At 70.1% G+C, this 24,467-nt stretch carries 23 protein-coding genes and 2 pseudogenes; 17 read left to right on the top strand and 8 right to left on the bottom strand.

Annotated features, from left to right (window positions below; genetic code table 11):
• The first annotated feature begins 5 nt into the window (after positions 1–5).
• The gene (locus tag ACIQTP_RS32800; RefSeq protein WP_403406846.1) at positions 6–1,511 is read left to right on the top strand and encodes a hypothetical protein; all 1,506 of its coding nucleotides are present in this window, start codon (positions 6–8) and stop codon (positions 1,509–1,511) included.
• A gap of 243 nt (positions 1,512–1,754) precedes the next feature.
• On the opposite strand, the gene ACIQTP_RS32805 is transcribed toward ACIQTP_RS32800, so the two are convergent.
• Both ACIQTP_RS32805 and ACIQTP_RS32810 read right to left on the bottom strand, forming a co-directional pair.
• Positions 1,755–1,994 (bottom strand): hypothetical protein, encoded by a 240-nt coding sequence (locus ACIQTP_RS32805; protein WP_403406849.1) that lies wholly within the window; start codon positions 1,992–1,994, stop codon positions 1,755–1,757.
• A gap of 49 nt (positions 1,995–2,043) precedes the next feature.
• Positions 2,044–2,778, bottom strand: a complete 735-nt coding sequence (locus ACIQTP_RS32810) for a hypothetical protein (RefSeq protein ID WP_403406852.1) — start codon at positions 2,776–2,778, stop codon at positions 2,044–2,046.
• Here ACIQTP_RS32810 and ACIQTP_RS32815 point away from each other — a divergent pair.
• The 3 genes and pseudogenes from ACIQTP_RS32815 to ACIQTP_RS32825 all read left to right on the top strand — a co-directional run bounded on the left by ACIQTP_RS32815 (position 2,777) and on the right by ACIQTP_RS32825 (position 3,864).
• Positions 2,777–3,028: a hypothetical protein gene (locus ACIQTP_RS32815; protein WP_403406855.1), complete on the top strand. Its 252-nt coding sequence runs from the start codon at positions 2,777–2,779 to the stop codon at positions 3,026–3,028. The two genes, ACIQTP_RS32810 and ACIQTP_RS32815, sit on opposite strands and share 2 nt — an antisense overlap.
• 163 nt (positions 3,029–3,191) lie before the next feature.
• Positions 3,192–3,590: pseudogene (locus ACIQTP_RS32820) on the top strand (transcriptional regulator); the annotation flags it as partial.
• Between the two features lie 103 nt (positions 3,591–3,693).
• Positions 3,694–3,864 (top strand): hydrophobic protein, encoded by a 171-nt coding sequence (locus ACIQTP_RS32825; RefSeq protein WP_351429451.1) that lies wholly within the window; start codon positions 3,694–3,696, stop codon positions 3,862–3,864.
• A gap of 406 nt (positions 3,865–4,270) precedes the next feature.
• On the opposite strand, the gene ACIQTP_RS32830 is transcribed toward ACIQTP_RS32825, so the two are convergent.
• Positions 4,271–5,125 (bottom strand): NmrA/HSCARG family protein, encoded by an 855-nt coding sequence (locus ACIQTP_RS32830; protein WP_403406858.1) that lies wholly within the window; start codon positions 5,123–5,125, stop codon positions 4,271–4,273.
• 254 nt (positions 5,126–5,379) lie between these two features.
• On the opposite strand from ACIQTP_RS32830, the gene ACIQTP_RS32835 reads away from it, so the two are divergent.
• Together ACIQTP_RS32835 and ACIQTP_RS32840 are read left to right on the top strand one after the other, a co-directional pair.
• A complete protein-coding gene (locus ACIQTP_RS32835; protein WP_403407017.1) occupies positions 5,380–6,294 on the top strand; it encodes a DUF5996 family protein in 915 nt (304 codons plus the stop codon).
• 383 nt (positions 6,295–6,677) lie between these two features.
• The gene (locus ACIQTP_RS32840; RefSeq protein WP_402050042.1) at positions 6,678–7,064 is read left to right on the top strand and encodes a hypothetical protein; all 387 of its coding nucleotides are present in this window, start codon (positions 6,678–6,680) and stop codon (positions 7,062–7,064) included.
• A 105-nt stretch (positions 7,065–7,169) separates the two neighbouring features.
• Here ACIQTP_RS32840 and ACIQTP_RS32845 read toward each other — a convergent pair whose 3' ends face one another.
• Positions 7,170–7,673 (bottom strand): hypothetical protein, encoded by a 504-nt coding sequence (locus tag ACIQTP_RS32845; protein ID WP_403406861.1) that lies wholly within the window; start codon positions 7,671–7,673, stop codon positions 7,170–7,172.
• A gap of 353 nt (positions 7,674–8,026) precedes the next feature.
• Between ACIQTP_RS32845 and ACIQTP_RS32850 the strand changes: the two genes are divergently transcribed.
• The 4 genes and pseudogenes from ACIQTP_RS32850 to ACIQTP_RS32865 all read left to right on the top strand — a co-directional run bounded on the left by ACIQTP_RS32850 (position 8,027) and on the right by ACIQTP_RS32865 (position 12,068).
• Positions 8,027–8,410: a hypothetical protein gene (locus ACIQTP_RS32850; RefSeq protein WP_403406864.1), complete on the top strand. Its 384-nt coding sequence runs from the start codon at positions 8,027–8,029 to the stop codon at positions 8,408–8,410.
• A gap of 172 nt (positions 8,411–8,582) precedes the next feature.
• Positions 8,583–9,019 (top strand): annotated as a pseudogene (locus tag ACIQTP_RS32855) (beta-galactosidase trimerization domain-containing protein); the annotation flags it as partial.
• A 385-nt stretch (positions 9,020–9,404) separates the two neighbouring features.
• Entirely contained in the window at positions 9,405–10,865 is a 1,461-nt protein-coding gene (locus tag ACIQTP_RS32860) for an aldehyde dehydrogenase family protein (RefSeq protein WP_403406867.1), read from the top strand.
• A gap of 750 nt (positions 10,866–11,615) precedes the next feature.
• Entirely contained in the window at positions 11,616–12,068 is a 453-nt protein-coding gene (locus tag ACIQTP_RS32865) for a MarR family winged helix-turn-helix transcriptional regulator (RefSeq protein ID WP_168515964.1), read from the top strand.
• A gap of 381 nt (positions 12,069–12,449) precedes the next feature.
• Here ACIQTP_RS32865 and ACIQTP_RS32870 read toward each other — a convergent pair whose 3' ends face one another.
• Entirely contained in the window at positions 12,450–13,979 is a 1,530-nt protein-coding gene (locus ACIQTP_RS32870; protein WP_403406870.1) for a GMC family oxidoreductase, read from the bottom strand.
• 110 nt (positions 13,980–14,089) lie between these two features.
• Positions 14,090–14,968 (bottom strand): LLM class F420-dependent oxidoreductase, encoded by an 879-nt coding sequence (locus ACIQTP_RS32875; protein ID WP_403406873.1) that lies wholly within the window; start codon positions 14,966–14,968, stop codon positions 14,090–14,092.
• Between the two features lie 199 nt (positions 14,969–15,167).
• Here ACIQTP_RS32875 and ACIQTP_RS32880 point away from each other — a divergent pair, with 199 nt between their 5' ends.
• The 4 genes from ACIQTP_RS32880 (at position 15,168) to mdlC (ACIQTP_RS32895) (ending at position 19,562) form a co-directional block, all read left to right on the top strand.
• Positions 15,168–15,332, top strand: coding sequence for a hypothetical protein (locus ACIQTP_RS32880; protein ID WP_403406876.1), 165 nt, complete (start codon positions 15,168–15,170; stop codon positions 15,330–15,332).
• Between the two features lie 38 nt (positions 15,333–15,370).
• Complete coding sequence (gene mdlC / locus ACIQTP_RS32885) at positions 15,371–16,981, top strand: benzoylformate decarboxylase (RefSeq protein WP_403406879.1); 1,611 nt, start codon at positions 15,371–15,373, stop codon at positions 16,979–16,981.
• 38 nt (positions 16,982–17,019) lie between these two features.
• Positions 17,020–17,781, top strand: a complete 762-nt coding sequence (locus ACIQTP_RS32890) for an SDR family oxidoreductase (RefSeq protein ID WP_402050008.1) — start codon at positions 17,020–17,022, stop codon at positions 17,779–17,781.
• 209 nt (positions 17,782–17,990) lie between these two features.
• Positions 17,991–19,562, top strand: a complete 1,572-nt coding sequence (gene mdlC, locus ACIQTP_RS32895; RefSeq protein ID WP_403406882.1) for a benzoylformate decarboxylase — start codon at positions 17,991–17,993, stop codon at positions 19,560–19,562.
• Between the two features lie 99 nt (positions 19,563–19,661).
• On the opposite strand, the gene ACIQTP_RS32900 is transcribed toward mdlC (ACIQTP_RS32895), so the two are convergent.
• A complete protein-coding gene (locus ACIQTP_RS32900; protein ID WP_403406884.1) occupies positions 19,662–20,225 on the bottom strand; it encodes a TetR/AcrR family transcriptional regulator in 564 nt (187 codons plus the stop codon).
• A gap of 90 nt (positions 20,226–20,315) precedes the next feature.
• Between ACIQTP_RS32900 and ACIQTP_RS32905 the strand changes: the two genes are divergently transcribed.
• Positions 20,316–21,125: an SDR family NAD(P)-dependent oxidoreductase gene (locus ACIQTP_RS32905; RefSeq protein ID WP_403406887.1), complete on the top strand. Its 810-nt coding sequence runs from the start codon at positions 20,316–20,318 to the stop codon at positions 21,123–21,125.
• A 522-nt stretch (positions 21,126–21,647) separates the two neighbouring features.
• Positions 21,648–22,940, top strand: a complete 1,293-nt coding sequence (locus ACIQTP_RS32910; RefSeq protein WP_403406890.1) for a cytochrome P450 — start codon at positions 21,648–21,650, stop codon at positions 22,938–22,940.
• Positions 22,941–23,032: 92 nt separating this feature from the next.
• Here ACIQTP_RS32910 and ACIQTP_RS32915 read toward each other — a convergent pair whose 3' ends face one another.
• Positions 23,033–23,590 (bottom strand): GNAT family N-acetyltransferase, encoded by a 558-nt coding sequence (locus ACIQTP_RS32915; RefSeq protein WP_403406893.1) that lies wholly within the window; start codon positions 23,588–23,590, stop codon positions 23,033–23,035.
• A 420-nt stretch (positions 23,591–24,010) separates the two neighbouring features.
• Between ACIQTP_RS32915 and ACIQTP_RS32920 the strand changes: the two genes are divergently transcribed.
• Complete coding sequence (locus ACIQTP_RS32920) at positions 24,011–24,463, top strand: MarR family winged helix-turn-helix transcriptional regulator (RefSeq protein ID WP_403406896.1); 453 nt, start codon at positions 24,011–24,013, stop codon at positions 24,461–24,463.
• The last annotated feature ends 4 nt before the right edge of the window (positions 24,464–24,467 follow it).

Consider the following 24,467-nt stretch of genomic DNA (forward strand, 5'->3'; position numbering starts at 1 on the left):
CCCGCATGCCGATACGGACCGCACACCCGCAAAAGGGCAGGCGGTGGGGGACCCTCGTCGCACTCCTCGCCGCACTTCTCCTCACGGCCGCCGCGCCCGCCGTCGCCGACGGGTCCGGTGAGACCGAGCTGCGGTTCGAGGCCCCCGGGACGTTCGTCATGTACAACGCCGACGAGGGCGCGAAGGCCGCGAACGGCGAGTTCGTCCTTCCGGTCGCCGTCGTGCCCGGGAACACCGGACCGGCCCGGAACATCAAGGTCGTGGTGGACGCGTCGGGGCTGGCCGGGGTGGCCCGGGTGGGCAAGGGCAGCGGCAACAACTGCACCGGCGGGGGCTGGGTGTGGACGTGCGAGTACGGCACCCTGGACAACGACGGGGAGAGCATGCCGCCCTTCACCCTCCACGGCGTGGACGGGGTGCGGCCGGGCGACAGCGGGACGGTCACGTACACCGCGAGCGCGGACAACGCGCCCTCCGTCACCGGCACCACCCGCATGACCGTCGGGGGGCCCACGCTGTACGGGCCCGAGAAGCTGGGGAAGATGACCGGGGTGGAGCCGGGGAAGCCCGCGGCGCTGACACCGAGGTTCTCCAACCCCAGCCGGTTCTCCACGCAGCGCGGCATCGCCCTGCGGATCACCGCACAGGGCGGCCTGGTGCTGACGGCCCGTTTCCGCAACTGCTCCTACAACCCGACGTTCACCGACGCCTGGTGCACGTTCCCGGTGAAGGCCGCCCCGCGCACCGCGTACCGCACGAGCTCACCCTTCACCTTCACCGCCGTCCCCGGGGAGCTGGCCGGCACGCTGGACTACTCCTGGTCGTCCGACCCGCAGCGGCCCGCCAAGCTCACGGTGCGCGGCACCGGCGCCCTGCTCACGCTGACCAGGACGCCCGAAGAGGGCATCCACGACGGCACCGGCGCCGTCACCGTCGTGGAGACCACCGTGCAGGCCGACTACGCGGCGGTCACCGGGACCGTGCGGGGCCGGGTCGGCGACACGGTGAGCGTGACGCTCGGCGTGCGCGACCTCGGCCCCGGCAGGCCGGCGGACGAGAGGGGCCGCTTCGAGGTGGTCCCGCCGGAGGGCACCACGGTCACCTCCATCCCGTACACCTTCGAGGACACGGACGGGAAGTGGGCGTGCGCGCGGACCAAGAAGCCGGGCGGGGCCTTCGTCTGTGATCTCGACAGCGACGTGTTGTGGTCGGGGGGCGACGGGACGACCACCGTGGACTTCCGCTTCCGCGTCGACCGGCAGGTGCCCGGCGCCCACGGCACCATCCGGACGTACAACCCCTACGACCGCACGCCCCACAACGACACCGCCCGCATCCCGCTGGAGGCGTCACCGGCTCCGTTGTACCGGTCGGCCCTGCGGCCCGCGGTGCTGATCCCGGCGGTCCTGGCCGCCGTGGCGGCCGCGGCCGCAGGGGTGGCGCACCGCCGTCGCCGCCGGGCCGCGGCCGTCCCCGCAAGCTCCGCGGACGGCGAGCGCTTCGGCGGCTGACGGAGCACAGCATGGACCCGCGACTGAACTACGTCGCCGGCCCGGCCGCCGGAAAGGCCCTCAAGTACTTCATGTCGGCGGGCAAGGCGCTCAAGGACTCGCCGCTGCCGGCGAAACACTCCCGTCCGCCCGCGACGCCATGCACGCGCCCCCAAGTTCTCGGCTTTACTCGGACAGGGAGGGACCCCCTCGACGCCGCAGGGGCCGCCCTCCGGGCGGACGGCGGGAAGGTGGCGACAGGACCTAGCCGATGCGGGCGAACGTGACCGTGACGGGGGACTGCTCCAGGCCGGTGTTGCCGACGCTGAACACCTCGGCCGGGAAGCCCGTGCCGGTGATGCTGTTGCCGCTGACGGTCAGCGTCGCGGTGTTGCCGTCACCGTTGCCGTTGCCCACGTCACCGTCGGCGGCCGCGGTACCGGCCAGACCGAGCAGAGCGACGACGGCTACGGCGGCCAGAGCGAGAGCGGTCCTGATACGCATGAGCACATTCCTCCGAAATCGGCCGCCCGCACACGACCACGCGGCCTTGTCACTTGAGGATGTTGACGGCCCGGGCGACCACCAGCACCACCGTCACCAAGGAGACCGAGGACTGCAGCATCATCAGCATCTTGGCCCAGCGCGACAGCGGCATCACGTCGGTCGGGCTGAAGGCGGTGGAGTTGGTGAACGACAGATACAGGTAGTCCAGGAACGCCGGCTCCCAGTCCGGCGGCGCGGTCTCCGGGCTCTGCATCTGTACGAAGAGGAAGTCGGCGTACTGACTCCGGCCGCGGACCCGCGCCATCGGCCCGCCGCGGTCCCACTCCCAGTACCACAGGGCGAACACGATGACGTTCGTCAGCCAGATACCGCCGCCGGTCAGCAGCAGCGGCCCGGCCTCCGTCTCCCCGGTGCCGTTCACCAGGCCCGTCACCAGCCGGACCGCCGACCAGCCGTTGGCCAGACTGATCGCACCGGTCAGAGCCAGCCCCCACCACCGCAGCCACCGGGTGCGGGGTTCGACCCGCCGGGGATTCGCCGCGATCAGACCGGCCAGCAGCACCAACTCCAGGACCGGCAAAGCCCAGTACGGCTGGAAGGCGAGCCGGTGCGGCAGCATCCACTGCAGAGCGACCGCCACCAGGATCACCGCGGTCACCGCCCAGCGCGGCTCACCCCGCGTCGCCCGCCGCCACGCGGGCGCCACCTCACGCTCACCGCTCTCCAGCAGCCGCTCGATCCGCGCCAGGCGGCTCTCGGCATCACCCGTACCTTCACTCATGGCGACGATTGTCCCCGGCGCGGGCCGCCTCTTTGACCAGGCACCGATACTGGGCGCCGATGCCAACCAGCCCCACCAGGAGGCATCGACACCAGCACAAGGACACCTGTTGCCGCCTCTGACGTACACCCTCCGAGCCCGCACCGACCGCGGCTGCTCCTGGACGGTCACCGCCACCGAGGCCGACGACACCGGCACCACCGAACCCCGGCGGCTCGCCGCCGGCATCGGGCACCTCGAGACTCCCTAGGCCCAGGCCGCACCGGACGATAGAAAAACCATTCCGGACCACTACTGCCGGAATTCACCGGAGCCCACTGCCGCCCCCGTCCCGATCCTGCATCTTGACTCACCCTGAAGTACGGGACCGTGAGGCTCCGTCAAGTCGGTTGCCGGGAAAGCGAGGAGATGAAATGCCGGAAAGGAACAACGATTTCGGTAAATTCGGCGCTCGCGGCATCAAGGGCCACGAGGCCGTGGCCCGGCAACTCGACGCGCTCGCGGGGTTCGCCGCCACCCCGGTCACCGCCCGGCGCGGCCTCCTCGCCCGGCTCCACTACCTCACCCGCACAGAGCGTGCCCGCGCCGCGGCCCGGGAGGCCGGCCTGACGGTCACCGACCGGACGCTGAAGGCCTGGCTGGACGACAGGCGCAGTCCGTCCAGGAAGAACCCGCAGAACATCGAGAGCGCGTACCTGCGGGTGCGCCGGCACAACGTCGCGCGTTACCTGCTGGGCCGTCTCAGCCGGGAAGGCCGCGGGACCCGTGGAGCAACGAGGCCGTCGTGGACCTCGGTTCCCAGGCGAAGGATTCGGGGCGGTACCGCATTCCCGCACCGAAGGATAAGAAACACATAAAATTCGGGTGCATGGCGGGGTGTTGGCAGGGAACACGTTGCCTCGGAGGTTGATAACTATGGTTCCCCTGCTTCTCGTTCTTCTGCTTGCCCTGGTTCTCTTCGGTGCCGGTTTCGCGCTGAAGGCTCTGTGGATCGTGGCCGTGATCGTGCTGGCTGTATGGCTGCTCGGTTTCGTCATGCGTTCCGCCGGAGCCGGCGGCAGCCGTGGCCGTTGGTACCGCTGGTAAGGAGCAGCACTCCCACCCCATAGCGCGGGGCGGTCCCAGGCCTTGAGGCCTGGGACCGCCCCGCACTCATGTGACTCTTGCGTGAAAATGCCGACGCCGATGCGCGGGTGGCGGGGGAGCGGGGCAGGAGAACGGTGCGGCCGGGAGGCCCGCTGTGCGCGCCCGGAACCGCGCACCTCCAACACGGCGGGTTTCCCGGGCGCACCCGGCCGCACACCACGGGCAGACCGCGGATCACCCCGGGCTGAGGCGGATGCAGCCGCGCCGCCGTCCGGATCGCGTGCGCGCCGCGACAACCGCGCTTGCCCGCGGTGACGGGGGATCACGGCGACCCCTGCAGTACCGCGCTGTCACCACCCGGCAGCTGATGCCGGCCATTCCAAGGACCCGCGGACAAGGCACCATGTCATGGCGCCGTTGAGAAGGCGCTTTCGGCCCAGTCGGCGAACGACGTCCAGCGCAGATCGGGATGGGCGGCGTGCAGCGCCGACAGGTCGACGCGGTAGCCGGGACCACGCAGGAACGCCCACATCGCTCGCATGTCGTCGTTGCCGATCTCGTTGAGCTGCACTTCGTTGTGGCGAACGGTCCCACCGACCGCCGTGCTCAACGCGGCCGCCATGTCTTCGGGCGTGGGGGCGTCACCGGCGAGCTCGATGCGCTGTCCGACAAGCGCGTCGGGCGCGGCGAAGACGGCGGCGGTGAACTCGCCCAGATCGGGGCGTGCCAACTGCTGCAGCGCACGGTCCGGTGGCAGGGGCAGATCGAGCACCCCCTGGCGGATCCGGTCCTCGCCGCCGAGGGCGTTGTCGAAGAAGTAGGTGGGCCCCAGGATCGTGTAGGGCACCTCGCCTGCGGCCAGTTCCCGCTCGATGACAGCCTTGGTCTCGAAGTGCGGCACACCAGTGTCCTGATCGGCACCTGCTACCGAACTGAAGACCAGGTGTGGCACACGAGCATGATGGGCGGCGGCGAGAATGCTCCGGCCCTGTGCGATCTCGGCGGCCGGTCCTGACTCGAAGGGCGTGGTCATCGCAAACACACCGGCTGCGCCCCGCATGGCTGAGGCCAGGGACTCGCGGTCCATGAGATCTCCGCCCACCACCTCGACGTTGCGGGCGGCCAGGCCCCGGGCCGAAGCGGATCGAGGGTTGCGGACCAGGCCACGGACGGCGACGCCGCGGGACAGCAACGCGCTGACGACGGCGCCGCCCTGTCCCCCCGTCGCCCCGAGAACCAGTACCGACTGGTCGACATTCATGATCAAAGCATCCTTCCGATCGGCCCCGAAGGGCCCCGCCGCTGGTGGGACTGAGCCGCTGGATCACTCCTCGCGATGCGGGCGCACGGCTGCTCGTGGAGCATGCAAGCGTCCCGGTCCGGCGGCCGGTGAGGCGCGCCGGGATGCCTGCCGGGTTGCCTGATTCCCCGGCTGAGGGCAGCGTGGTCGGTATCGGCCGGCTGTCCTGGGAGGAGTGTGCTGTGGCCGTGATCTCCAATGAGGCGTCGCGGACGATGTGGCCGCGGCTGCGCGTCGCCGACTGGACCGAGACCCGGGACACCCTGCACATGTGGGCCCAGATCGTCGGCAAGATCCGGCTGGCCCACGCGCCCATGGTCAATCACTGGTGGCAGGTCACCTCGTATGTCAGCCCGCGCGGGCTGACCACGTCGGCGATCCCCTACCGTTCAGGGGTCTTCGACATCGAGTTCGACTTCCTCGACCATCAGCTGCGTATCCGCAGCAGCGACGGCGCCCACCGCAGCGTGGCCCTGGAGCCGAGGCCGGTGGCCGACTTCTACCGCGAGACGATGCGGGCCCTGAGCGAGCTGGGAATCGAGACGAAGATCCAGGCGTCTCCCAACGAGGTGGACCCGGCGATCCCCTTCGATGAAGACCACCAGCACACTTCCTACGACCCGGGGGCCGCGCAGCTCTTCTGGCGGCAGCTGCTGCAGGCCAACCGGGCGCTGGGGGAGTTCCGCTCGTACTTCGCCGGCAAGGTGAGCCCGGTGCACTTCTTCTGGGGCGCCATGGACCTGGCCTGCACGAGGTTCTCAGGACGGGCGGCGCCGCCGCATCCCGGCGGCGCCCCGAACTGCGGTGACTGGGTGATGGTGGAGGGCTACTCCCGCGAGCTGAGCAGCTGTGGTTTCTGGCCCGGCGGCGGTGAAGAAGGAGCCTTCTACTCATACGCCTATCCCGAGCCGGGTGGCTTCGCCGACCACCCGGTCACCCCGGCCGACGCGTTCTACAGCCCTGACTTCGCCCAGTTCCTCCTGCCGTACGAGGCGGTGCGTACTGCGGCCGACCCGGACCGGGCACTGGCTGGTTTCCTGCACACGACCTACAACGCCGCCGCGGAACACGCCGGCTGGGACCGGGCGGCCCTGGAAGAGGACCCGGACCGGTGGCGACAGCACCAGTAGACGGGCAGGCCCGGCGCGCTCGCGCCGGGCGGCGGTGGTGAAGCCGGAACACCTCCCGGCAGCGCGTCCGGGGTGGGAACGCGCCCCACACCGAACGACGTCGCCCCCTCCCGGTCCATCCGGTCCGTAGCACTCAGCGGTCCGCGGAGCGCCACCGCACCGGCGAGCGCAAGAGGCCGCCCCAGGAGATCGCCGGCCGAATCGACGCGGCCGGTTCCGGCGGCTGCGTACGGGGGATTCCAACGGCTGCGTACGGGGGATTCCATCAGGATCGAAGTGATCGACCTGAGCGGCCCGTGCTCGGCATAGTGGCCGCAGCACACCGTGCCTCGACGCACCTTGATCCGGTCACCGCTCGGTGGAACGACAACGCGGGGGAATGCATGCGTGCTCACAGGAAGATCGGCGCGACGTTGGCGACAGCGGCGCTGGCCATCGGATTCGGCGCGGTGGCGGCTCCGTCCGCCCATGCCGCCGCGGGCTGCTGGACCAACGACGGCGGCATCAGGTGGTACTGCAACAACGTGTCGGGCGCGCCCGTCTACGGCATCATCGGCAACAACCACTCCTACCCCGACCCCGGCACGATCGTCGGCTACATGTACTCCAACCCGAGCTGGTTCTACTGCAAGGAAGACGGCCAGGCCTGGGTCGGCGGACCGCACCCGACCCGCTGGCTGATGACCGTCGCCGACAACGGACAGCTGGGATTCATGAAGGACACCGCGATCTACAGCGAGACCGACCCGGTGCTGGACTGCTATCGCTAGCGGGTCACCGCGTGGAGCTCAGGCCCTGACGGGATACGTGTCAGGGCCTGTCCGATCATGTCGTGCCTGATCATGTCGTCTCCTCCGCGGGAAGGCAGGACGAGTTCAGGCGTCCGGGCGGGCAGGCTGCCTGCTGCTGTCGGCGGCGGCCTTGACGGTGGGCCACTGCGCCAGCGAGATCATCCCCATCACCCGGTGGATGAGGTAGAAGGCCAGCGGCAGTTCGACACACGCCGCGAGCACCGCCGACAGCCACACCCCCGAGGTGCCGAAAGCGAGCGACACGTCGAACCACGCGTCGCAGATCAACAGCACCGCCGTCGCAGCCGCCGACACGATCACAGCGCGGTGCCGCAGCCACCCGAGAAGCGCCGTGGCCGCCATCGCGACCATGAGCAGGGCGTCGAATCCGACCCATGTCACGCGCCACTGGCGGACCTCGTACACGGACGGCAGTGTCATCGCCAGCAGGACCGTCCACGGGACAAGAGCGAGGGCGCAGACGGTGAGCAGTTCCAGCGTGTGGCGCCGGTGCCGGCGTATCCGCTCGGGCAGATCGGCCGCCGGTGCCGCGGCTCCTTCCTGGGTGCTGGTTTGGGCGTCGCTCACGTCGGCTGCTCCGTTCTCGTCTGTCCCGGACGGACAGCGGCGGGGTGCTCCGCCGGCATCGGGCGGTCAGGTGTCCGGTGTTGATCCAGCCCAGAACTGCCAGGCTAGCCCGCACCCGGCCCGCCCCGGCTCCGGGCCCCTGATGTGCCGCACGTCCGCAGCAGAGCTGCCGCCGTCCGTCAAGTCCCGAGTTCTCCTGCCACGTATTCCAGGGGCATGACTCCTTTCGTCCGCCGGTGCCTAATAGAGATGCCGGCCGGTTCAACGGAAGCCGGCCGCACCGAATACCGAATGGCCGCGAATTTTCAGGACTGTTCGGAAACCCTGATTATTTCTCACGGAGGAGAATTCCCATGACCCGCACTTCCCGTACCCAGCGTCTTGTGATGCTTGCCGCCTCGACCGCCCTGGCGGCAGGAGGCGCGCTGATACCCTCCAGCGCTTTCGCCGCCCCGGCGACGCCGCACACCGGGACCGTGGCCGCGGTCGCGGCAAACCACCAGGGCCACCAGGCCGCCGAGATCACGGGGCTGGTCAAGAACAGTACGACCACCACCACCAAAACGACGGTCAAGAAGGAACTGACCATCAAGGGCCTCAAGATCACCACGATCACCAAAACGACCAAAATCACCAAGAATTCCCAGGGCGTCGTGATCAAGAAGGTCGTCAAGATGACCAAGAGTGTCAGGACGATAAGCATCGGTGAAAACAACGGCAACAACAATAATGAATAGCAGCCGCTAGGGCCGGGCTGAGGAATGCCGTCCCGGCGGTGCGGGGGACGCGGTGGAAGCCGCGTCCCCCGCACCGCCTTGCCGGGCACCGGTCGCATCGGCGCCCAGCGGCAGCGACGGGCACCCGCGCCCCGCACGTGACATGACGCACGACATGACGCGCATGCGAGCGCCGCCCCTCGCGACCCCCGACGGCGAACCGGACCCGGCCGCCCGCCACCGCATCCTCGACCCCTCCTACCGCGGCCTACCGCGGCGCCTTCGACGCCGGACGGCAGGCCCGCATCGTCCCCGCCCGCCGGCGGCACGACCCGCGCGGCGAACGGGAAGGCATGGCCCCGGGGAGGCCGCGCGCCGCCACACGTCCTCGTCGTGGCCGCCCTGTCCTCGCCGACGACACCACGCTCGACCGGCTCGCCGCCTACGCCCACGCCGGCGGCCACCTGGTCCTGGGCCCCCGCACGGGCCACGCCGACCACGAGGCCCGGGCCTGGCACGAGGCGCCCCCCCGCCCGCCTCACCGATGCCGCGGGCGTGTCGTATGACGAGTTCAGCAACCTCACCGCGACGGCGACCCACCGGGCCGACGGCCCGACCGTCACCGACGCCCTGAACGGCATGTCCCTCCCCGCCGGCAGCGGGTGCGGGGGCACGGTCAGGATCACCGATGTCCACGGAGAACCACTGGCACTCAACGGGATCGCCCTGCGGCCGGACGCCGCGCGGCCGACACGCGTCCGGTTCGCACAGCGCTGACCCTCGCCGGTCGAGCGGTCGAGTCCGGCCCTGGACGCCCGCGCTAACTCATTGCTTTGTTCGGCAATCACCACCCGGACGTGATGGCACGTCAAGGCGATGTGAGGCACCAACGACCCACCGGAGAAAGGCAAGACGTCTCGGCATCTGTGCCGGACCGTACTTGACAACGCGGCCGAGGAGAGGTCGAATCTGCTTGCTAAAGCAAGTAAGTTCTCCCATCTGAGAGTGGGTTGTCATGCCCGATGTACCCGTGCGCAAGTACTACGCCGGAGGACAGTGGCGGGAGGCCGGCGGCGGGGCGGTGTTCGAGGACTACGAGCCCTACACGGGTGAGGTCTTCGCACGCGTCGCCGACGCCGGGGGAGCGGAGGCCCGGATCGCGATCGAGGCCGCGGCGGAGGCGTTCCCGGCCTGGGCGGCGCTGGCCCCGGCCGAGAAGGCGAAGCTGTTCTACCGGGCGGCCGAGATCGTACGGCGCAGGAGCGAGGAAATCGCCGAGATCCTGGCCCGGGAGACCGGCAGCACCATCCCGTTCTCCACGTTCCAGCAGGAGGGCGTCGCCGCGACCCTGGAGCAGGCGGCCAACTGGGTCTTCCTGCCCAAGGGCGAGGTCCTGCAGTCCAACGTCCCCAACACCCACTCGGTCGGGGTGCGCCGTCCCCTGGGAGTCGTGGCGAGCTTCACTCCGTGGAACGGCGCCAGCATCCTGTCGTGGCGGGCCGTGCTCAACCCGATCGCCGCGGGCAACACCGTCGTCGTCAAGCCGTCGGAGTTCGCGCCCGTATCCGCCGGCCTGATGGTCGCCGAGATAGCCGAGGAGGCCGGCTTCCCGCCCGGAGTCATCAACGTCGTCACCCACGCGCCCGGCCGCGCGGCGGCCATCGCCGACGAGTTCTTCGCCAGCCCGGACGTACGGGTCATCAACCTCATCGGCGGGGTGAACACCGCGCGGATGCTCGCGGAACGGGCGGGCCGCACCCTGAAGCGGACGGTCCTGGAACTCGGCGGCTACAACCCCATGATCATCCTCGACGACGTGGACATGGACTACGCCGTCCGCGCCGCCACCTTCGGAGCCTTCTTCCACCAGGGCCAGATCTGCCTCAACACCCGCAAGATCATCGTTCAGCGCGGGATCTACGAGGAGTTCCTGGAGAAGTTCGTCGCACGCACCAGGACACTGCCCTCGGGAGACCCGCTGGACCCGGCGACGATCATCGGCCCCCTGGTCACCCGGGCGGCGGTCGACCTCGTGGACGAGCGCGTCAGGGAAGCCGTCGCCAAGGGGGCCACGCTGCGCACCGGCGGCACGCACGACGGCCTTGTCTACCAGCCCACCATCCTCACCGACGTCCCGTACACCGCGACCGTCTCCAACGAGGAGACCTTCGGGCCGCTCGTCGTCGTGGAGGCCGTGGAGAGTGCCGAGGAGGCGGTGCAGGTCGCGAACCGGACGATGTACGGCCTCACGTCCTCGATCCTGACCGGCGACACCTACCGGGGCCTCGAGCTGGCGCCGACGCTGCAGCACGGCATCGTCAACGTCAACTCGCCCACCGTCAACGACGAGATCCACGCGCCCATGGGCGGCGTACGCGACAGCGGCTGGGGCCGGACGGGCCCCGACAGCCTCGCCGACTTCACCGACGTCATCTGGATCAACGCCACCAGCGACCAGCGGGCGCTGCCCTTCTGACCTGGTCCGGGCCGAAGCGGGGTGTTCACCGCCGGCGGTGGCGTGGCGGGCCACTTCGGCCGTCGTCAACGGAACGGTCTGAACGCCGGACCGGGCGGCCGACGCCGAGAGGGGCAAGGAAGTCCGGTCGCGCTCGGTCGGCGGCTACGACGCAGCGGCCGCGGACGCGTCCCGCACCAGCCCGCCGTACGGGCACGGCGAGCTGGTGATCGGCACCGGCCTGCGCCCAGCCCCCACCGGACGCCGCCGTGAACGAGCTGCGCGCGGACGGCTTCGACGTCCGCGACGCGGACGCAGCCCGCCTCCCGCCGTGTGTACGGCACCACATCAACTCCTTCCAGCTCCCCGACCTGCCCGGCGGCCTGCCGCACCGTCGCGGGCACGGTAGGCGGTCAGCCGGCCCGGTGCTCGCCGAAGAATTCGGTGAGCTCGGCGACGGCGGGGGTGACGTATCCAAGTACGAGGGCCGGTGCCCGGCATGCCGAGAGCACGCACCTGACGCCGCAGGGGCCGCCCTCCGGGCGGACGACGGGAAGGTGACGACAGGACCTGGCCGGCCGGCGAGGGCCGGCCGGATCGTGGCCGAACTCGGATTGTTCTTGCGTAAGCAAGCATCTTTGGCATGCCAGTGCTTTGTCAAGCAAATAAACCGGGATGGGTGAGCGGCTCTGTGCGGCGCCGCGGGCTGCGCGAGAATCCGAGATCCGATCAACGCTTGAGCTTGCTTGCTTGAGCACGTAAGCTGCACGGATGAGTGACGCTGATCCGCTGGCCGCCGAAGAAGAACGCCTCTGGCGTGCCCTGATGCGCGTCATCATCGCGCTCCCGCGCTCGCTGGACGACGATCTGCTGCGGGCCACGGGACTGACGCTCACCGAGTACGTCGTCCTCATGAGCCTCTCCGAAGCCGAGAACCAGGAGCTGCGGATGACGGATCTCGCCGCGGCCAGCGCCCTGTCGGCGAGTCGGATCACCCGGATCGTGGACACACTCCAGGCTCGGGGCCAGGTGACCAAGCGGCGCCACGAAGGCGACGGGCGGGGCAATGTGGCCTCTTTGACCCCGGAGGGGCTAAAGCGCCTCCAGGCCGCTTACCCCGTTCATCTGGCGAGCGCCCGTAAGCGGGTCGTCGACCAGCTCGACGGACGCTCCCTGCCCGCTCTGGTGAGGCAGTTCGAGGCCGTGGTGAAAAAGCTCGACTGAATCGGGCCACGGACGGCCGCGACTCGCCGCCTCCGTCTTCGACGCCCTGAACATGTACGTCGCCGAGCCCGCCGACCTGGAGTGAGGCCACCGGCGCGAAGAGCGGCGGCGAAGCGAAGGGGGATCCTCGGCCGAGGAGCAACTGCGCCTCGCCACCGGCGAGGTCGCCGATCACGTGGCGCGGTTCAGGGCCGTCTACCAGAACGCTCCGGCGGATCCGGCGGACCCTGGCGTGTACGAGGCGCTGGTGCGGCACTTCATCGGCTGAGGACCTGGTCGACGCGGTCGTCGTCTGCGCGCCCGGGTGGTGGAGCTGACGCGGACCGCACCGGTCGGGCGGTCCGCGTCGCGCTCCCCGGCGCCGGGGTTCCACACGCCTCGTCAGGCCCGGTACACGTGGCGGGCGATGTGCTCCGCGATCATGATGGTGGTCGCGTTGGTCACCGTGGACGGGACCTCCGGCATGATGGAGGCGTCCACGACGCGCAGCCGCTCAACCCCCTTGACCGCGCCCGACTCGTCGACCACGGCCCATTCGTCCTCGGGCCCTCCCATGGGCACGGTCGAGGTGGGGTGACCGTAGGTGGAGATCCGGGCCTCGATCGTGTTGAGCAGTTCCTCGTCGCTTTGGACGGCGTCGCCGGGAACGAGTTCGCCGGCCACCACCCGTGCGAACCGCGGCGTGCTCACGAGGCTGCGCACGAGCTTCACGCCCTCCAGCATGCGGCGGCGGTCCCTGGCGGTCGCGAGGTAGTTGTCGTCGATGACCGGAGCGGCGTGGGGGTCCCGGCCGGCCAGGCGGAGGGAGCCCCGCGACTCCGGCCGGGTGAGGGCCGTCGCCAGGAGCAGGGCTCCGCCGGTCGGGCTGAAGGAGCCGTCCAGCAGGTGCACGGCCACGATGCCGAGGTCCAGTTCGCCGGCCCGAGCCTCGGTCGAGGCGCACCACAGACCCGCCGAGAAGGCGTCCGTCATCGTCTGGTGCCCGGGCGCCAGGGCGAACAGCGAGTGGAAGAACGGATGGTCCTGCAACCGCCGGCCGACCGGCAGATCGGCGACCACGTCGATGCCCAGTGCCCGCAGGTCCTTCGCCGGGCCGACGCCGGAGCGCAGCAGGATGGCCGGACTGCCGTAGCTGCCCGCGGCGAGTACCACCTCGGCGGCCTGGTACACGGTGCCGGAGGCACCCACCACGCCGCGCGCCGTGCCGTCCTTGATGAGTACGGTGTCGACGGTGACCTCGCTCAGCACCTGGAGATTGGGGCGCCGCCGCACCGGTGGTGTCAGATAGGCCAGGGCGGTGTTCTGCCGCACCCCGCCGGCGATGTTGACGGGATAGCCGCCGACGCCCTCCTGCTCGGCCCCGTTGAAGTCCTCGACACGCCGGAACCCCCGGTCCGCCGAGCCGTCGACGAACGCCCGCAGAGGCGACGTGAGTTCCTCGTAGGACCACTGGCGGACGGGGAAGGGTCCGGAGCGCCCGTGGTAGGCGTCGTCGCCGGCCGGTGTGTTCTCCATGTGCCTGAACGTGGGCAGGACGTCCTCGTAGGACCAGCCCTTGATGCCGTAACGGTCCGCCCAGGCGGCGAAGTCCGCGGAACGCGCCCGGATGGCCACCCCCGCGTTGACGGAGGAACTGCCCCCCATGGTCCGGCCGCGCGGAGCGGGGATGCCCGGGGCCCGGTCGGTGCCCCGCGCGGTGTAGCCCCAGTCGTGATCAGGATCGGCCAGCAGATGCGGGGTTTGGAGCCCGTGGGGTAACTGCCCCGCGGGGTAGTCCGGGCCTGCCTCGATCAGCAGGACCTCGCGCTGCGGGTCCTCGCTGAGCCGGGCGGCGAGTACGGCGCCCGCGGATCCGCCCCCGACGACGATGACATCGGCGTCTTTGCCCGGCTGGTCGTTGCTGTCGCTCACGGATTCCTCCGAGGACTTGTCAGTGGATGCGCTTTAAATGCTTCTTCAAGCAAATTGAAACTGTTGAACTGGTCAGGTTCCTGCCACGTCGCGGTCGGTGATGCGACACCTCAGAGATGCGCTGCCTCGGGAACGACGCGCTCTCCGAGCAGTTGGAGGGCTGCCTGCTGGTCGGCTCCCCGTACCGGGCCGATGACGTGGTCGATGCCGATCCGGTGCAGCCGGCGCAGTTCGGCGAGCAGGCCCGGCACGTGCTCGCCCCGCCGCCCGGGGTCGAGGGGGAGGAGGACGGTCTTCTCGATCGTGTCGTAGTCCCGCCCGGCCCGGTCGCAGTGTCCGCGCAGCACATCGAGCTTGTGCCGGAGGTCCGGTCCGTGGAAGAGGTTGCAGGCGTTGCCGTACTCCGCGACAAGCCGCAGCGTCTTCCGCTCGCCGGACCCGCCGATCAGGATCGGCGGATGGGGGCGCCGTACCGTGCCCGGGGAGTTGAGGGTGCGCTCGAGTTGGTAGTGGCGGCCGTTGAAGGGCCCTTCGTCGTCGCTCCACATCTGCAGGCAGATCCGCAGCGTCTCCTCGAGACGCTCGAACCGCTCGGCGACAGGCGGGAAGGGCAGACCCAGTCCGCGCGCCTCGGCGACGTTGAACCCCGCGCCGACGCCGATGCCCAGGGCCGCCCGGCCCTCGGACAGCACGTCGAGCGTGGTGACCATCTTGGCCAGCAGGCCGGGCTCGCGGTAGCCGGCCGAGGTCACCAGGGCGAGAAGCTCCACGCGCCCGGTGCTCGCCGCCAGGTAGCCCAGCGTGGTGTAGGCCTCCAGCATTTCCTGTTCGGACGCCCCTACGATCCCGATCTGGAAGAGATGGTCCATGACGGCGATGCGCGTGAACCCGTACTCCTCCGCGGTGCGGGCGAGCCGGCCCACGTGACGTGCGATGCCTGCCGGCCCCTGGGGCTGGGTGAAGTCAGCGATGGCCATGCCGAGGTTCATGCGGGCTCCCGTGTTCCGGACCGACCGACCGAGTATGCACAGGCAGTAATCTGCTTTGTCAAGCAAGGAAATGCTGATGGCCGCCGCGCATGTTGGTACCGGGAAACCAATTTCGTGACAAATATGGTGTCCGTCGCCCAATGGCTCCATCCGTGCACGCTCCTAGCGTCGTCCTCGTGGCGCACGACGCCCCCTGGCCGTGGCAGCCGTCGAACGTGCCGTCACCGAACGGACCGCACTGCGCGACGAGGACGCCTTTGTCGAGCAGGATCGGATCGTCGCTTCGGTTCCGGCGTCCCACGACGCGAAGGAAGGCGCCCGAGCCTTCACCGAGAAGCGCGCACCCCACGGGCAGGGCCGCTGACCCGGCGCCCGGCTCCAGCACGAAAGTCGGTGGCAACAATGACCGAGCAATCCACCGTCCACGGCGTGACCTACGACCTGCTGCGAACCCTGAAACTCACCACGGTCTTCGGCAATCCCGGCTCGACCGAGCAGACCTTCCTGCAGGATTTCCCCGAGGACTTCACCTATGTCCTGGCGCTGCAGGAGGCGTCTGTCATCGCCATGGCCGACACGTTCGCCCAGGTGACCGGCCGCCCCGCATTGGTCAACGTGCACTCTTCGGCCGGGGTGGGAAACGCCGTGGGCAACCTGGTGGCGGCCTACCACGGAAACACGCCCCTGATCATCACCTCGGGACAGCAGCACCGTGAACTCGTGATCGGGGAGCCGTATCTCGGCAACCGCGAGGCCACCACGCTGCCGAAGCCGTGGGTGAAATGGTCCTACGAGCCGGCCCGCGCCGAAGACGTCCCGGAGGCCTTCATGCGGGCCTACGCGGAGGCGCTGCAGCCGCCGGCGGGACCGGTCTACCTGTCGATTCCCATGGACGACTGGAAGCGTCCCCTGTCCGGATTCACCCGGATCCGGACCGTCAGCGACCGGGTCGCCCCCGACGCGCAGCGCCTGCGGCTGTTCGCCGACCGCATCTCCGCAAGCCGTCGTCCCGCGCTGGTCTTCGGGCCGGAGGTGGACCGGGCCGGCGGCTGGGACGCGGCCGTGGCCCTGGCGGAGAAGCTGCGCGCTTCCGTCTACGGCGCCCCGCTGCTGGACCGCGCCTCCTTCCCGGAGGACCACCCCCTCTTCCGCGGCCCGCTCGGCATGTCGGTGAAGACCATCAGCGACCGGCTGACCGGGCACGACCTGGTGGTCGTGATCGGCGCGGAGGCGTTCCGCTACTACCCCTACGTGCCCGGCGACTACCTCCCCGACGGCACCGAGCTCCTGCAGATCACCGGCAATCCGGGGGTTGCCGCGGCGGCGCGGGTGGGCGACAGCCTCCTGGGCGATCCCGCGACGGCGATCGAACTGCTCCTGGACATGGTCGCCGAGGGGTCCGCGCGGACCGCTCCGGAGCCGATGGCGCGGCCCCGTGAGCTGCCGCAGGCGCCGAACAGCCCGCTCACCCCGCCCGAGGTGTACGCCGCCCTGAGCAGGGTCAGGCCGCCGGACGCGGTCATCGTCAACGAATCGACCTCCACGATGGCGCAACAGGTCGAGTGGCTTCCGACGGTCAGGACCGGATCGTTCTTCGCCACGGCCAGCGGAGGGATCGGCTGGGGCACCCCGGCCGCGGTGGGCGTCGCGCTGGGCGACCGGGACCGGGGCGTCGACCGGCCGGTGGTCGGCCTGATCGGCGACGGTTCCTTCCAGTACTCCGTGCAGGCCATCTGGACGGCGGCCCAGCACAACCTCCCGATCGTGTACGTGGTCATGCGCAACCAGGAGTACTCCATCCTCAAGTCGTTCGCGGTGCTGGAGGAGACGCCGGGCGTTCCGGGCCTCGACCTGCCCGGGCTCGACATCGCCTCCGTGGCCCGCGGTTTCGGATGCCGAGCGGTCGACGTGGAGACCACGGGGGACCTGGAGCGGGAGTTCAAGGCGGCCCTGGGCGCCGGCACCACCACCGTCATCGTGGTGCCCACGCAACCCCAGAAGGCGATGTTGTAGACCATGCGCCCGGCACGATGGGACAGGAGACAGCGCTCATGGACCTTGGACTGAAGGACCGGGTGTACATCGTCACCGGTGGCACCCGCGGTCTGGGCAGGGCCGCCGCGCGCGAACTGGTGGCGGACGGTGCGAGGGTGGTCGTCAGCGGCCGCAGCGAGGAGTCGGTGACCGACGCCGGGGCGGAGCTCGGCGGCCAGGGGCAGGCAGTCGGTGTCGTGGCCGACAACGCCGACCCCGCTGCCCCGGACCGGCTCATCGGCACGGCACGCGATGCCTTCAAGCGGCTGGACGGGGTGCTCATCAGCGTCGGCGGCCCGCCGACAGGTACGTCGGACAGCATCGACGACGACCAGTGGCGCGCCGCCTTCGAGTCGGTCTTCCTCGGTGCGGTGCGGCTGTCCCGCGCCGTCGCGGCGGAGCTGGGTGAGGGAGGGGTCATCGGCTTCGTTCTCTCCAGTTCCGTGTACGAGCCGATCCCCGGCCTCGCGCTCTCCAACGCCTTCCGGCCGGGCCTGGCCGGTTACGCGAAGAACCTGGCGAACGAGCTGGGCCCCCGGGGCATCCGCGTCGTCGGCCTCGTGCCCGCCCACATCGAAACCGACCGGGTCCGCGAACTCGACGCGCACACCGGCCACGCCGACGCCGCCCGCGCCCGTGCGACCGCCGGCGTCCCCCTGCGCCGCTACGGAACCCCCGAGGAGTTCGGCCGCAGCGCCGCCTTCCTGCTGTCGCCCGCCGCGTCGTACCTCACGGGCGTGATGCTGACAGTCGACGGGGGTGTCCGCAGAGGCTTCTAGGGGCCTGCCCCGCCGCTCCGCGAGGCGCCTGAGCTTGTCGCGTACCGGCTCGACCTGGCCGGGCCCGGAGAGTTGCCGGCGTCCCACGGGGTGCGTCCGCGGTCGGCACGGCGCACGTCCCCCGCACGTCCGCAAAATGAGCTTATGCGGTGATCTGGCGCGATAGTGGTGGAGTTGTGTCCGTGCACTCTACGTGAGGAATGCATGTCGTGGTCACTGTCAGCGACGCCTTCTACGGAATCCTTCGCCACCACGGAGTGAAGGCGGTGTTCGGTAATCCGGGGTCCAACGAACTGTCCTTCCTGACCGGGCTTCCGGACGACATCCCGTACTACCTGGTGCTGCAGGAGGGCGCCGCGATCGCCATCGCGGACGGGTTCGCCCAGGCGTCGGGCACGACCGGCTTCCTCAACCTGCACGCGGCCGCGGGGAGCGGCAACGCGATGGGCTGCATGACCAACACGGCCAGCGGCCACACGCCGATGGTCGTCATGGCCGGCCAGCAGGCGCGCCGGTACGTGCCGGTGGGCGCGATGCTCACCAACGTCGACCCGGTCAAACTCGGTGACCCGCTGGTGAAGTGGTCGGGTGAGCCGCTGCGTCCGCAGGACGCCCCGTCGCTGCTCTCCAAGGGCCTGATGCTCGCCGACTCCGCGCCCCGGGGTGTGGTCTACCTGTCCGTCCCGCTGGACGACTGGACCGAGGCCGCCGAGGACAATGCCCTGAACCACCTGCTCGAACGCGGCGTGGACGGCGACCCGGTGGTGCCGCAGCGGGCCCTGGACACCCTCGTCGCAGCCCTGGACCGCGCCTCGGCGCCGGCCCTGGTGCTGGGGCCCGGCGCGGACACCGAGGAGGGCTTCCAGGCCGCCGTCGCGCTGGCCGAACGGGCGCACCTTCCGGTCTGGATCGCCCCGAGCCCGCCCCGGGCGCCCTTCCCGACGCGACACCGCTGCTTCCAGGGGCAGTTGCCCACCGCCGCGGGGGAGGTGGCCGACGTGCTCGCGCACTACGACGTCGTCGTGAGCTTCGGGGCACCGGTCTTCCGCTACCACGTGCCCAGCGACGGGGACTTCCTGCAGCCGGGCACCAGCGTGTACGCGGTCACCGACGACCCGGACGAAGCAGCCCGCGCGCCCTTCGGGCGCATCTCCATCGGCGACCCGTCGGACGCGCTCGTCCGCGTCGCCGCCGCGGCCGCCGGCAGCGACCGCCCCTGGCCCGCGACCCGCACGATCCCCGAAGCCGACACCAGCGGACCGCACTTCACCATCGAGGCGATCCTCGACGCGATCGACCGGGGCAAGAACGACGACACGGTCATCGCCCTGGAGTGGACCTCCGGGGAAGTGATGCGCGACCGCCTGACCATCACCCGCGCCAAGTCGCTGTTCTACTCCGCCGCCGGCGGCCTGGGCTGGGGCCTGCCGGCCGCCATCGGACTGCGCCTGGGCTGCCCCGAGCGGCCCGTGGTCGCCCTCATCGGCGACGGCGCCATGCAGTACACCCCGTCCGCCCTGTGGACCGCGGCCCGCCACCAGGTGCCCGTCACGTTCGTGGTCTGCACGAACACCAAGTACCGCGCGCTGCAGGACCTCGCCGAGATCATGCACGTCCCGGGAGGCGACTACCTCGACATCTCCGGCATCGGCGTACTGGACATCGCACGCGGCTACGGCCTGGAGGTGCACCGGGCCGAATCGCTGGAGGACCTCACGGACTACGTCAGGAAAGGCATGACCGCGACCGGCCCCCGCCTCGTCGAAATCCTCCAGCGCTGACCGGCGCGGCAGTCGTCAGCCGGCGAGGAACTCCGGCAGGTCTTGTCGGACTTCCCCATCGCGGCCCTGCTGATGTGGCGTGACACCTGACGGCAGAACCTAGGGGCGCAGTGCGACGTCGACGGCCATGGTGAGCTTGTCGACGAATGCCGGACGGTCGGCGACGCGGTGCTTCCAGCCCTCGGCGGCGGCGTGCAGGACCTCGGCGATCTGCTGCGGGGTGACGCTTTTGGTGGGCCGGCCGGAGGTGGCGACGGCCTCGGTGAGCGCGTCGAGGAAGGCGGCCCGGTAGTCGTCGTACATGCTCTGGAGCTGTGCCGTGCCGTGCTCCAGCAGGTCGTCGACGCCCTCGTTGATGTGCGTGCCGACGTAGCGGCCCAGATGGGCGTCGAGCGCGGCCACCAGACGCGCATTGAGGTCCGCATCGGGCGCGGCCAGCGCCGTGCGGACGTCGTCCAGGGCCTCGTCCAGCGCCTGCCGCATGGTCTCGCGGAACAGCTCCTCCTTGCCGGAGAAGAGGAAGTACAGGCCGGGGCGGGAGATGTCCGCCGCCTGAGCCACCGCGTCCATCGACGTCTTGCGATAGCCGAACGTGGCGAAAACGGTCAGTGCCGCCGCGAGCACCTGCTCGCGGCGTCGGGTGTCCCCACGGGTCGCTGCCATATGCACACCATACCGAATGAGCGTGCTATACATATTTTGTAGATTCTGTTTAGTGGCGGGCGTACGGGCCACGCCACGAGAGAGGGCATCATGCGCAAGACCGTTCTGATCACAGGTGCTTCGACAGGCATGGGCGAGGCGGCCACCTTCGAGTACGCCGCGCGCGGCTGGAACGTCGTGGCCACCATGCGTGACACGACCAAGGCCAACCCGGCCTTCGCCGGCCTCGGCAATGTCCTGGTCACGCGCCTCGACGTCACCGACGTCGCCGGCATCGGGCAGGCCGTCAAGGAGGCCGTCGATCGCTTCGGCGCCATCGACGCTCTCGTCAACGCCGCCGGCTACGGGCAGGTCGGCGCGGTCGAGGAAGTCAGCCCCGACCAGCTGCGCGACCAGTTCGAAACCAACGTGGTGGGCCTCGTCCAGGTGATCCAGGCCGTGCTCCCGCACATGCGGGAACGCGGCTCCGGCCACCTCATCAACATCGGCTCCATGGGTGGCCACGTCAGCCTGCCCACGATGGCCGTGTACTGCGCCTCGAAGAGCGCGGTGCAGAACCTGACCGAGGGACTGGCCAAGGAGGTCGGCCCGCTGGGCATCCACGTCACCCTGGTCGAGCCGGCGGGCTACGACACCAACTTCGGGACCAATGCGAAGCTCCCCGCCACGTCCATCCCCGCCTACGCGCCCTCCTACGCCGCCATGGCCGAATTCGCCGAGCAGGCGGTGAGGGGCGACCTCGTCAAGTCCATGGCGGCCGTCGCCGACATCACGGGCATCGACGAGCCCCCGCTTCACCTTGCGGTGGCCACCGCCGGCCTGGAGATGGTGCGGGACCGCTTCGCCGAGCTGATGGACGAGTACGCCCGCTGGGAGCCGGTCACGGCCGGCACCGACTGACGGCGAGATGCGCCCGGTGCGGGGATTCCGCGGCGGCCCGCGCCCGGCAGAGCGGGGGGCCTGACCGGGGGAGTGCGGTGCGGTCGATGCGTGAAGAGCGGACCTCCAGCACCGGGGCGACGTTGGCCGGCTGCGGGCCCGGCCCGCAAGCACGCGCCTTGTATCCATACGTGCGACGTGCGCGCCGTGTGACCGATGCTCCTGATGTGACATATATGGCAATATGGGATATGTGGTATTTGGTGCTGATGGGAACTTCTTTGTTGAACCCTCGGCTGAAAGAGTTCAGACAGGCGAGAGGAGTGCATCATGATCGCCAAGCTGCTCAGCAAGCTGTCCTTCACCCGCCACTACGGTGCGTACGGGGCCCATGAATGGAATGCGTACGCCGGCGACTGAGTCTGACCGCACTGCCGGCGGGCGCCCCCGGGCGCCCGCCGGTTCCCAGCGAGCGACGCTGCCGACGACATCGGCCTGGACAGTCGGCAAGGTTCGAGAGTCAGAGACGATCTCATGGGCCGGATGAATGAGCCGCCGCGGTTGCCCGAAGGCAGCTTCGCGGCCTGGAGCCGCGACCGGCTGGCACTGGCACGCCGCGGCGCTGAGGAGTGCGGGGACGTCTGGCAGCTGGAGCCGGGTGTCTACGTAGCCGCTACGGCCGGGCCGTGTGAAGCAGTCCTGCGCCGCGCGCAGGACTTCCCCAAGGCATCCTCGCCCCTCTTCCCGCCGTTGAAGCGCTCGAGCGGAGCACCGACGCCCGAGGAGCGTGCGCACGCTCACGCCGCCCGCATGCGCGGACTGCGCCCGCAGGCGGTTGCAGCCCGGATCGGTGAGATTGCGCCCAGGGCCGCCCGATTCGCCGACCAATGGCCCACGGGCCAGGACGTCGAGATTCTGCCCCCGGTCCGGCACGCCCTGGCGGAGATCGGCGTTGGCTACCTCTTCTCCGAAGACGCTCCCGCCCTGCTGCCCTTTGCCTCACAGCTCTTCCTGGCCCGGGAGGTGCTCGTACGCCCCTCGCGCTGGGTATGGCCGCGCTGGATGCCCACACCGGCACGGCGGTTCCGCACACGGCAGCAAGTCGCCTTCATCAACGCCTTGCGGCCCATCGTCAGGCGGCGCCGTTCATCGGGCCGGCTCGGTGACGACATGCTGGGACAGATGCTCCGTCCCTCCTCCCGCTACGGCCTACTGCCGGAAGAGGCCATCCTCGACACTCTCCCCGGAATCACCGTCGCCACCTTCGAGACACCTTCCCGGGCAGCCGGATGGATCCTGCTCCACCTGGCCCGGTATCCCCAGGCAGCGGGCCGCGTCGCGGCCGAAGCCGCCTTGCTGCCCGCGGACCCGGCCGCGACGACCAGCACCGACCTCGACCGCCTGCAATACACCCAGGCACTGGTGCGCGAGGTGCTCCGACTCCACCCCCCGAGCTGGCTACTGACCCGGCGCGCCACGCGACAGACCCAGCTCGCCGACTACACCATCGACGCCGGGTCCACCGTTCTCGTCTGCCCCTACACCGCCCAACGCGACGCACGGGAACACTCCGAGCCCGACCAGTTCCAGCCCGAGCGCTGGCTCGATGATTCGGACTCGCCGGCGAAACCCGGGGTCTTCCTCTCCTTCGGTACCGGGCCGCATGGCTGCGAGGGAGCCGCTCTGGCCATGGCGATGCTGACGCTCCTGACTGCGCAGACCGCCCGCCGCTACCACTTGAGCGAGCCGCCCGGACCGGAACCCAGCTACCAGGTCACCACCCTGGAAGGTCTCGCGACTGTCGGCTTGCGCCTGCGTGCCACCGTGCGCAGCTGAGGGCAGTCCCGCCTTCGGCGACAGGCCGCCCCCCGGCGAACAGCGAACGTCGACCACGTTCGGTGCCGTTCCCACCCGCTTGGATGGCCCGCTCAGGGTGCGTCCATCGCGTGTCGCTGGTCGAACTCGTCGGCGAGCATGCCCATCATGACGAGGTCGTGGTGCCGGCCGGCGAAGAAGACGTGTTCCCGCAAGCGCCCTTCCTCGGTGAAGCCGAGCCGACGGGTGAGTGCCAGCGATGCCTCGTTGTGGGCGAAGACCACTGCCAGGCATTTGTGATAGCGCCGCTCGGCGAACATGAAGCGCAGCAGCAGCACCAGGGCTTCTGCCGCGTAGCCCTTGCGCCGGTGGTCAGCGCCGATCATGACATCAAACTCGAACCAGCCTGAACGAGGGCCGGTGCGATGCGAGCCGACTGTGCCAACCAGCTCTCCCCTGGCCGTCGTTTCGACTGCCAACCGGAAGCGGTCGTCACCGCACTTGGCAACGGCTTGCTCCTTCGCCCAGGCACGGTAGCTCTCGGCGGACCGCGGTAGATCCAGCCGGCTCCCTCGCCGCCCGTCATCGTCGGCGAAGCGCGTGAACGCTGCCCAGTCGTCGGGCTCGATAGCGCGTAGGCGTACCCGTTCACCAGTCCAGGACGATGCCATGCCCTATTCGATCACGCTGCGGTGCACGCGAGGCCGAGAGGCACGCCGAGGCAGGTGTTGCCCGCCGTACTCCGTCTCACCGCTGACCGTCGTCCTCATGCCGGAGCCACGGGGTCGCGCAGCGGACGCAAGTCCGGCTCGCCGGCCCTGTCGCGGAGGAGAGCCACTGTGACGCCGACGGCACCCGCTTTCTCCGACCACCCGTCACGACTCGACGACATCGCCCAACACATCGTCACCCGCACCTCGGCCGGTGCCGACGTGGGCACCGGGCCGCCATTGAACAGATGAGCTCCCTCCGGGCAACCGGCTCTGCCCGGCGGGCTGTTGACGGGGCATCCGGTCTTGCTGCCCGGGGATCCGCCTCTACCGGTTCCCTTTGCTGGTCAGAGCGTCTTCGCCCTGCCATATGCTGGCTTGGTGAGTAGCGAACCGGTTCCGCCAGAGGGCACCGCCGTCGAGCTGATGCGGGCGATGACGCGGCTGCGCGCGCGGTTGCGCACCGAGGCGCCGATCGACGACCTGCCGTGGAACTGGTCGCATCTGACCACACTGCACCGGATCGTCACGGACGGTCCGATGACCGTGAGCGAGCTCGCGCAGGCCGAGCACGTGCGGCGGCAGTCGATGGCGGAGACCGTGGCCGCGCTGCGCACCGGTGAGCTGATCACCACCGCGAAGGACCCCAACGACGGGCGCAAGGCCCTGGTGAGCGCGACCCCGGCCGGGCGGACGCTGACCGAGCGGATCCCGGCGGCCCGTGAGGCGTGGCTGGCCGAGGTGATCGGGTCCGCGCTTCGAGCCCCCGAGCGTCGAACGCTCGACAAGGCCGCCGAGATCATGAATCGCCTGGCGGACTCCGAGACCGCCTGACGTC

This window comes from Streptomyces sp. NPDC090798 (assembly GCF_044768965.1).
Lineage (GTDB): Bacteria > Actinomycetota > Actinomycetes > Streptomycetales > Streptomycetaceae > Streptomyces.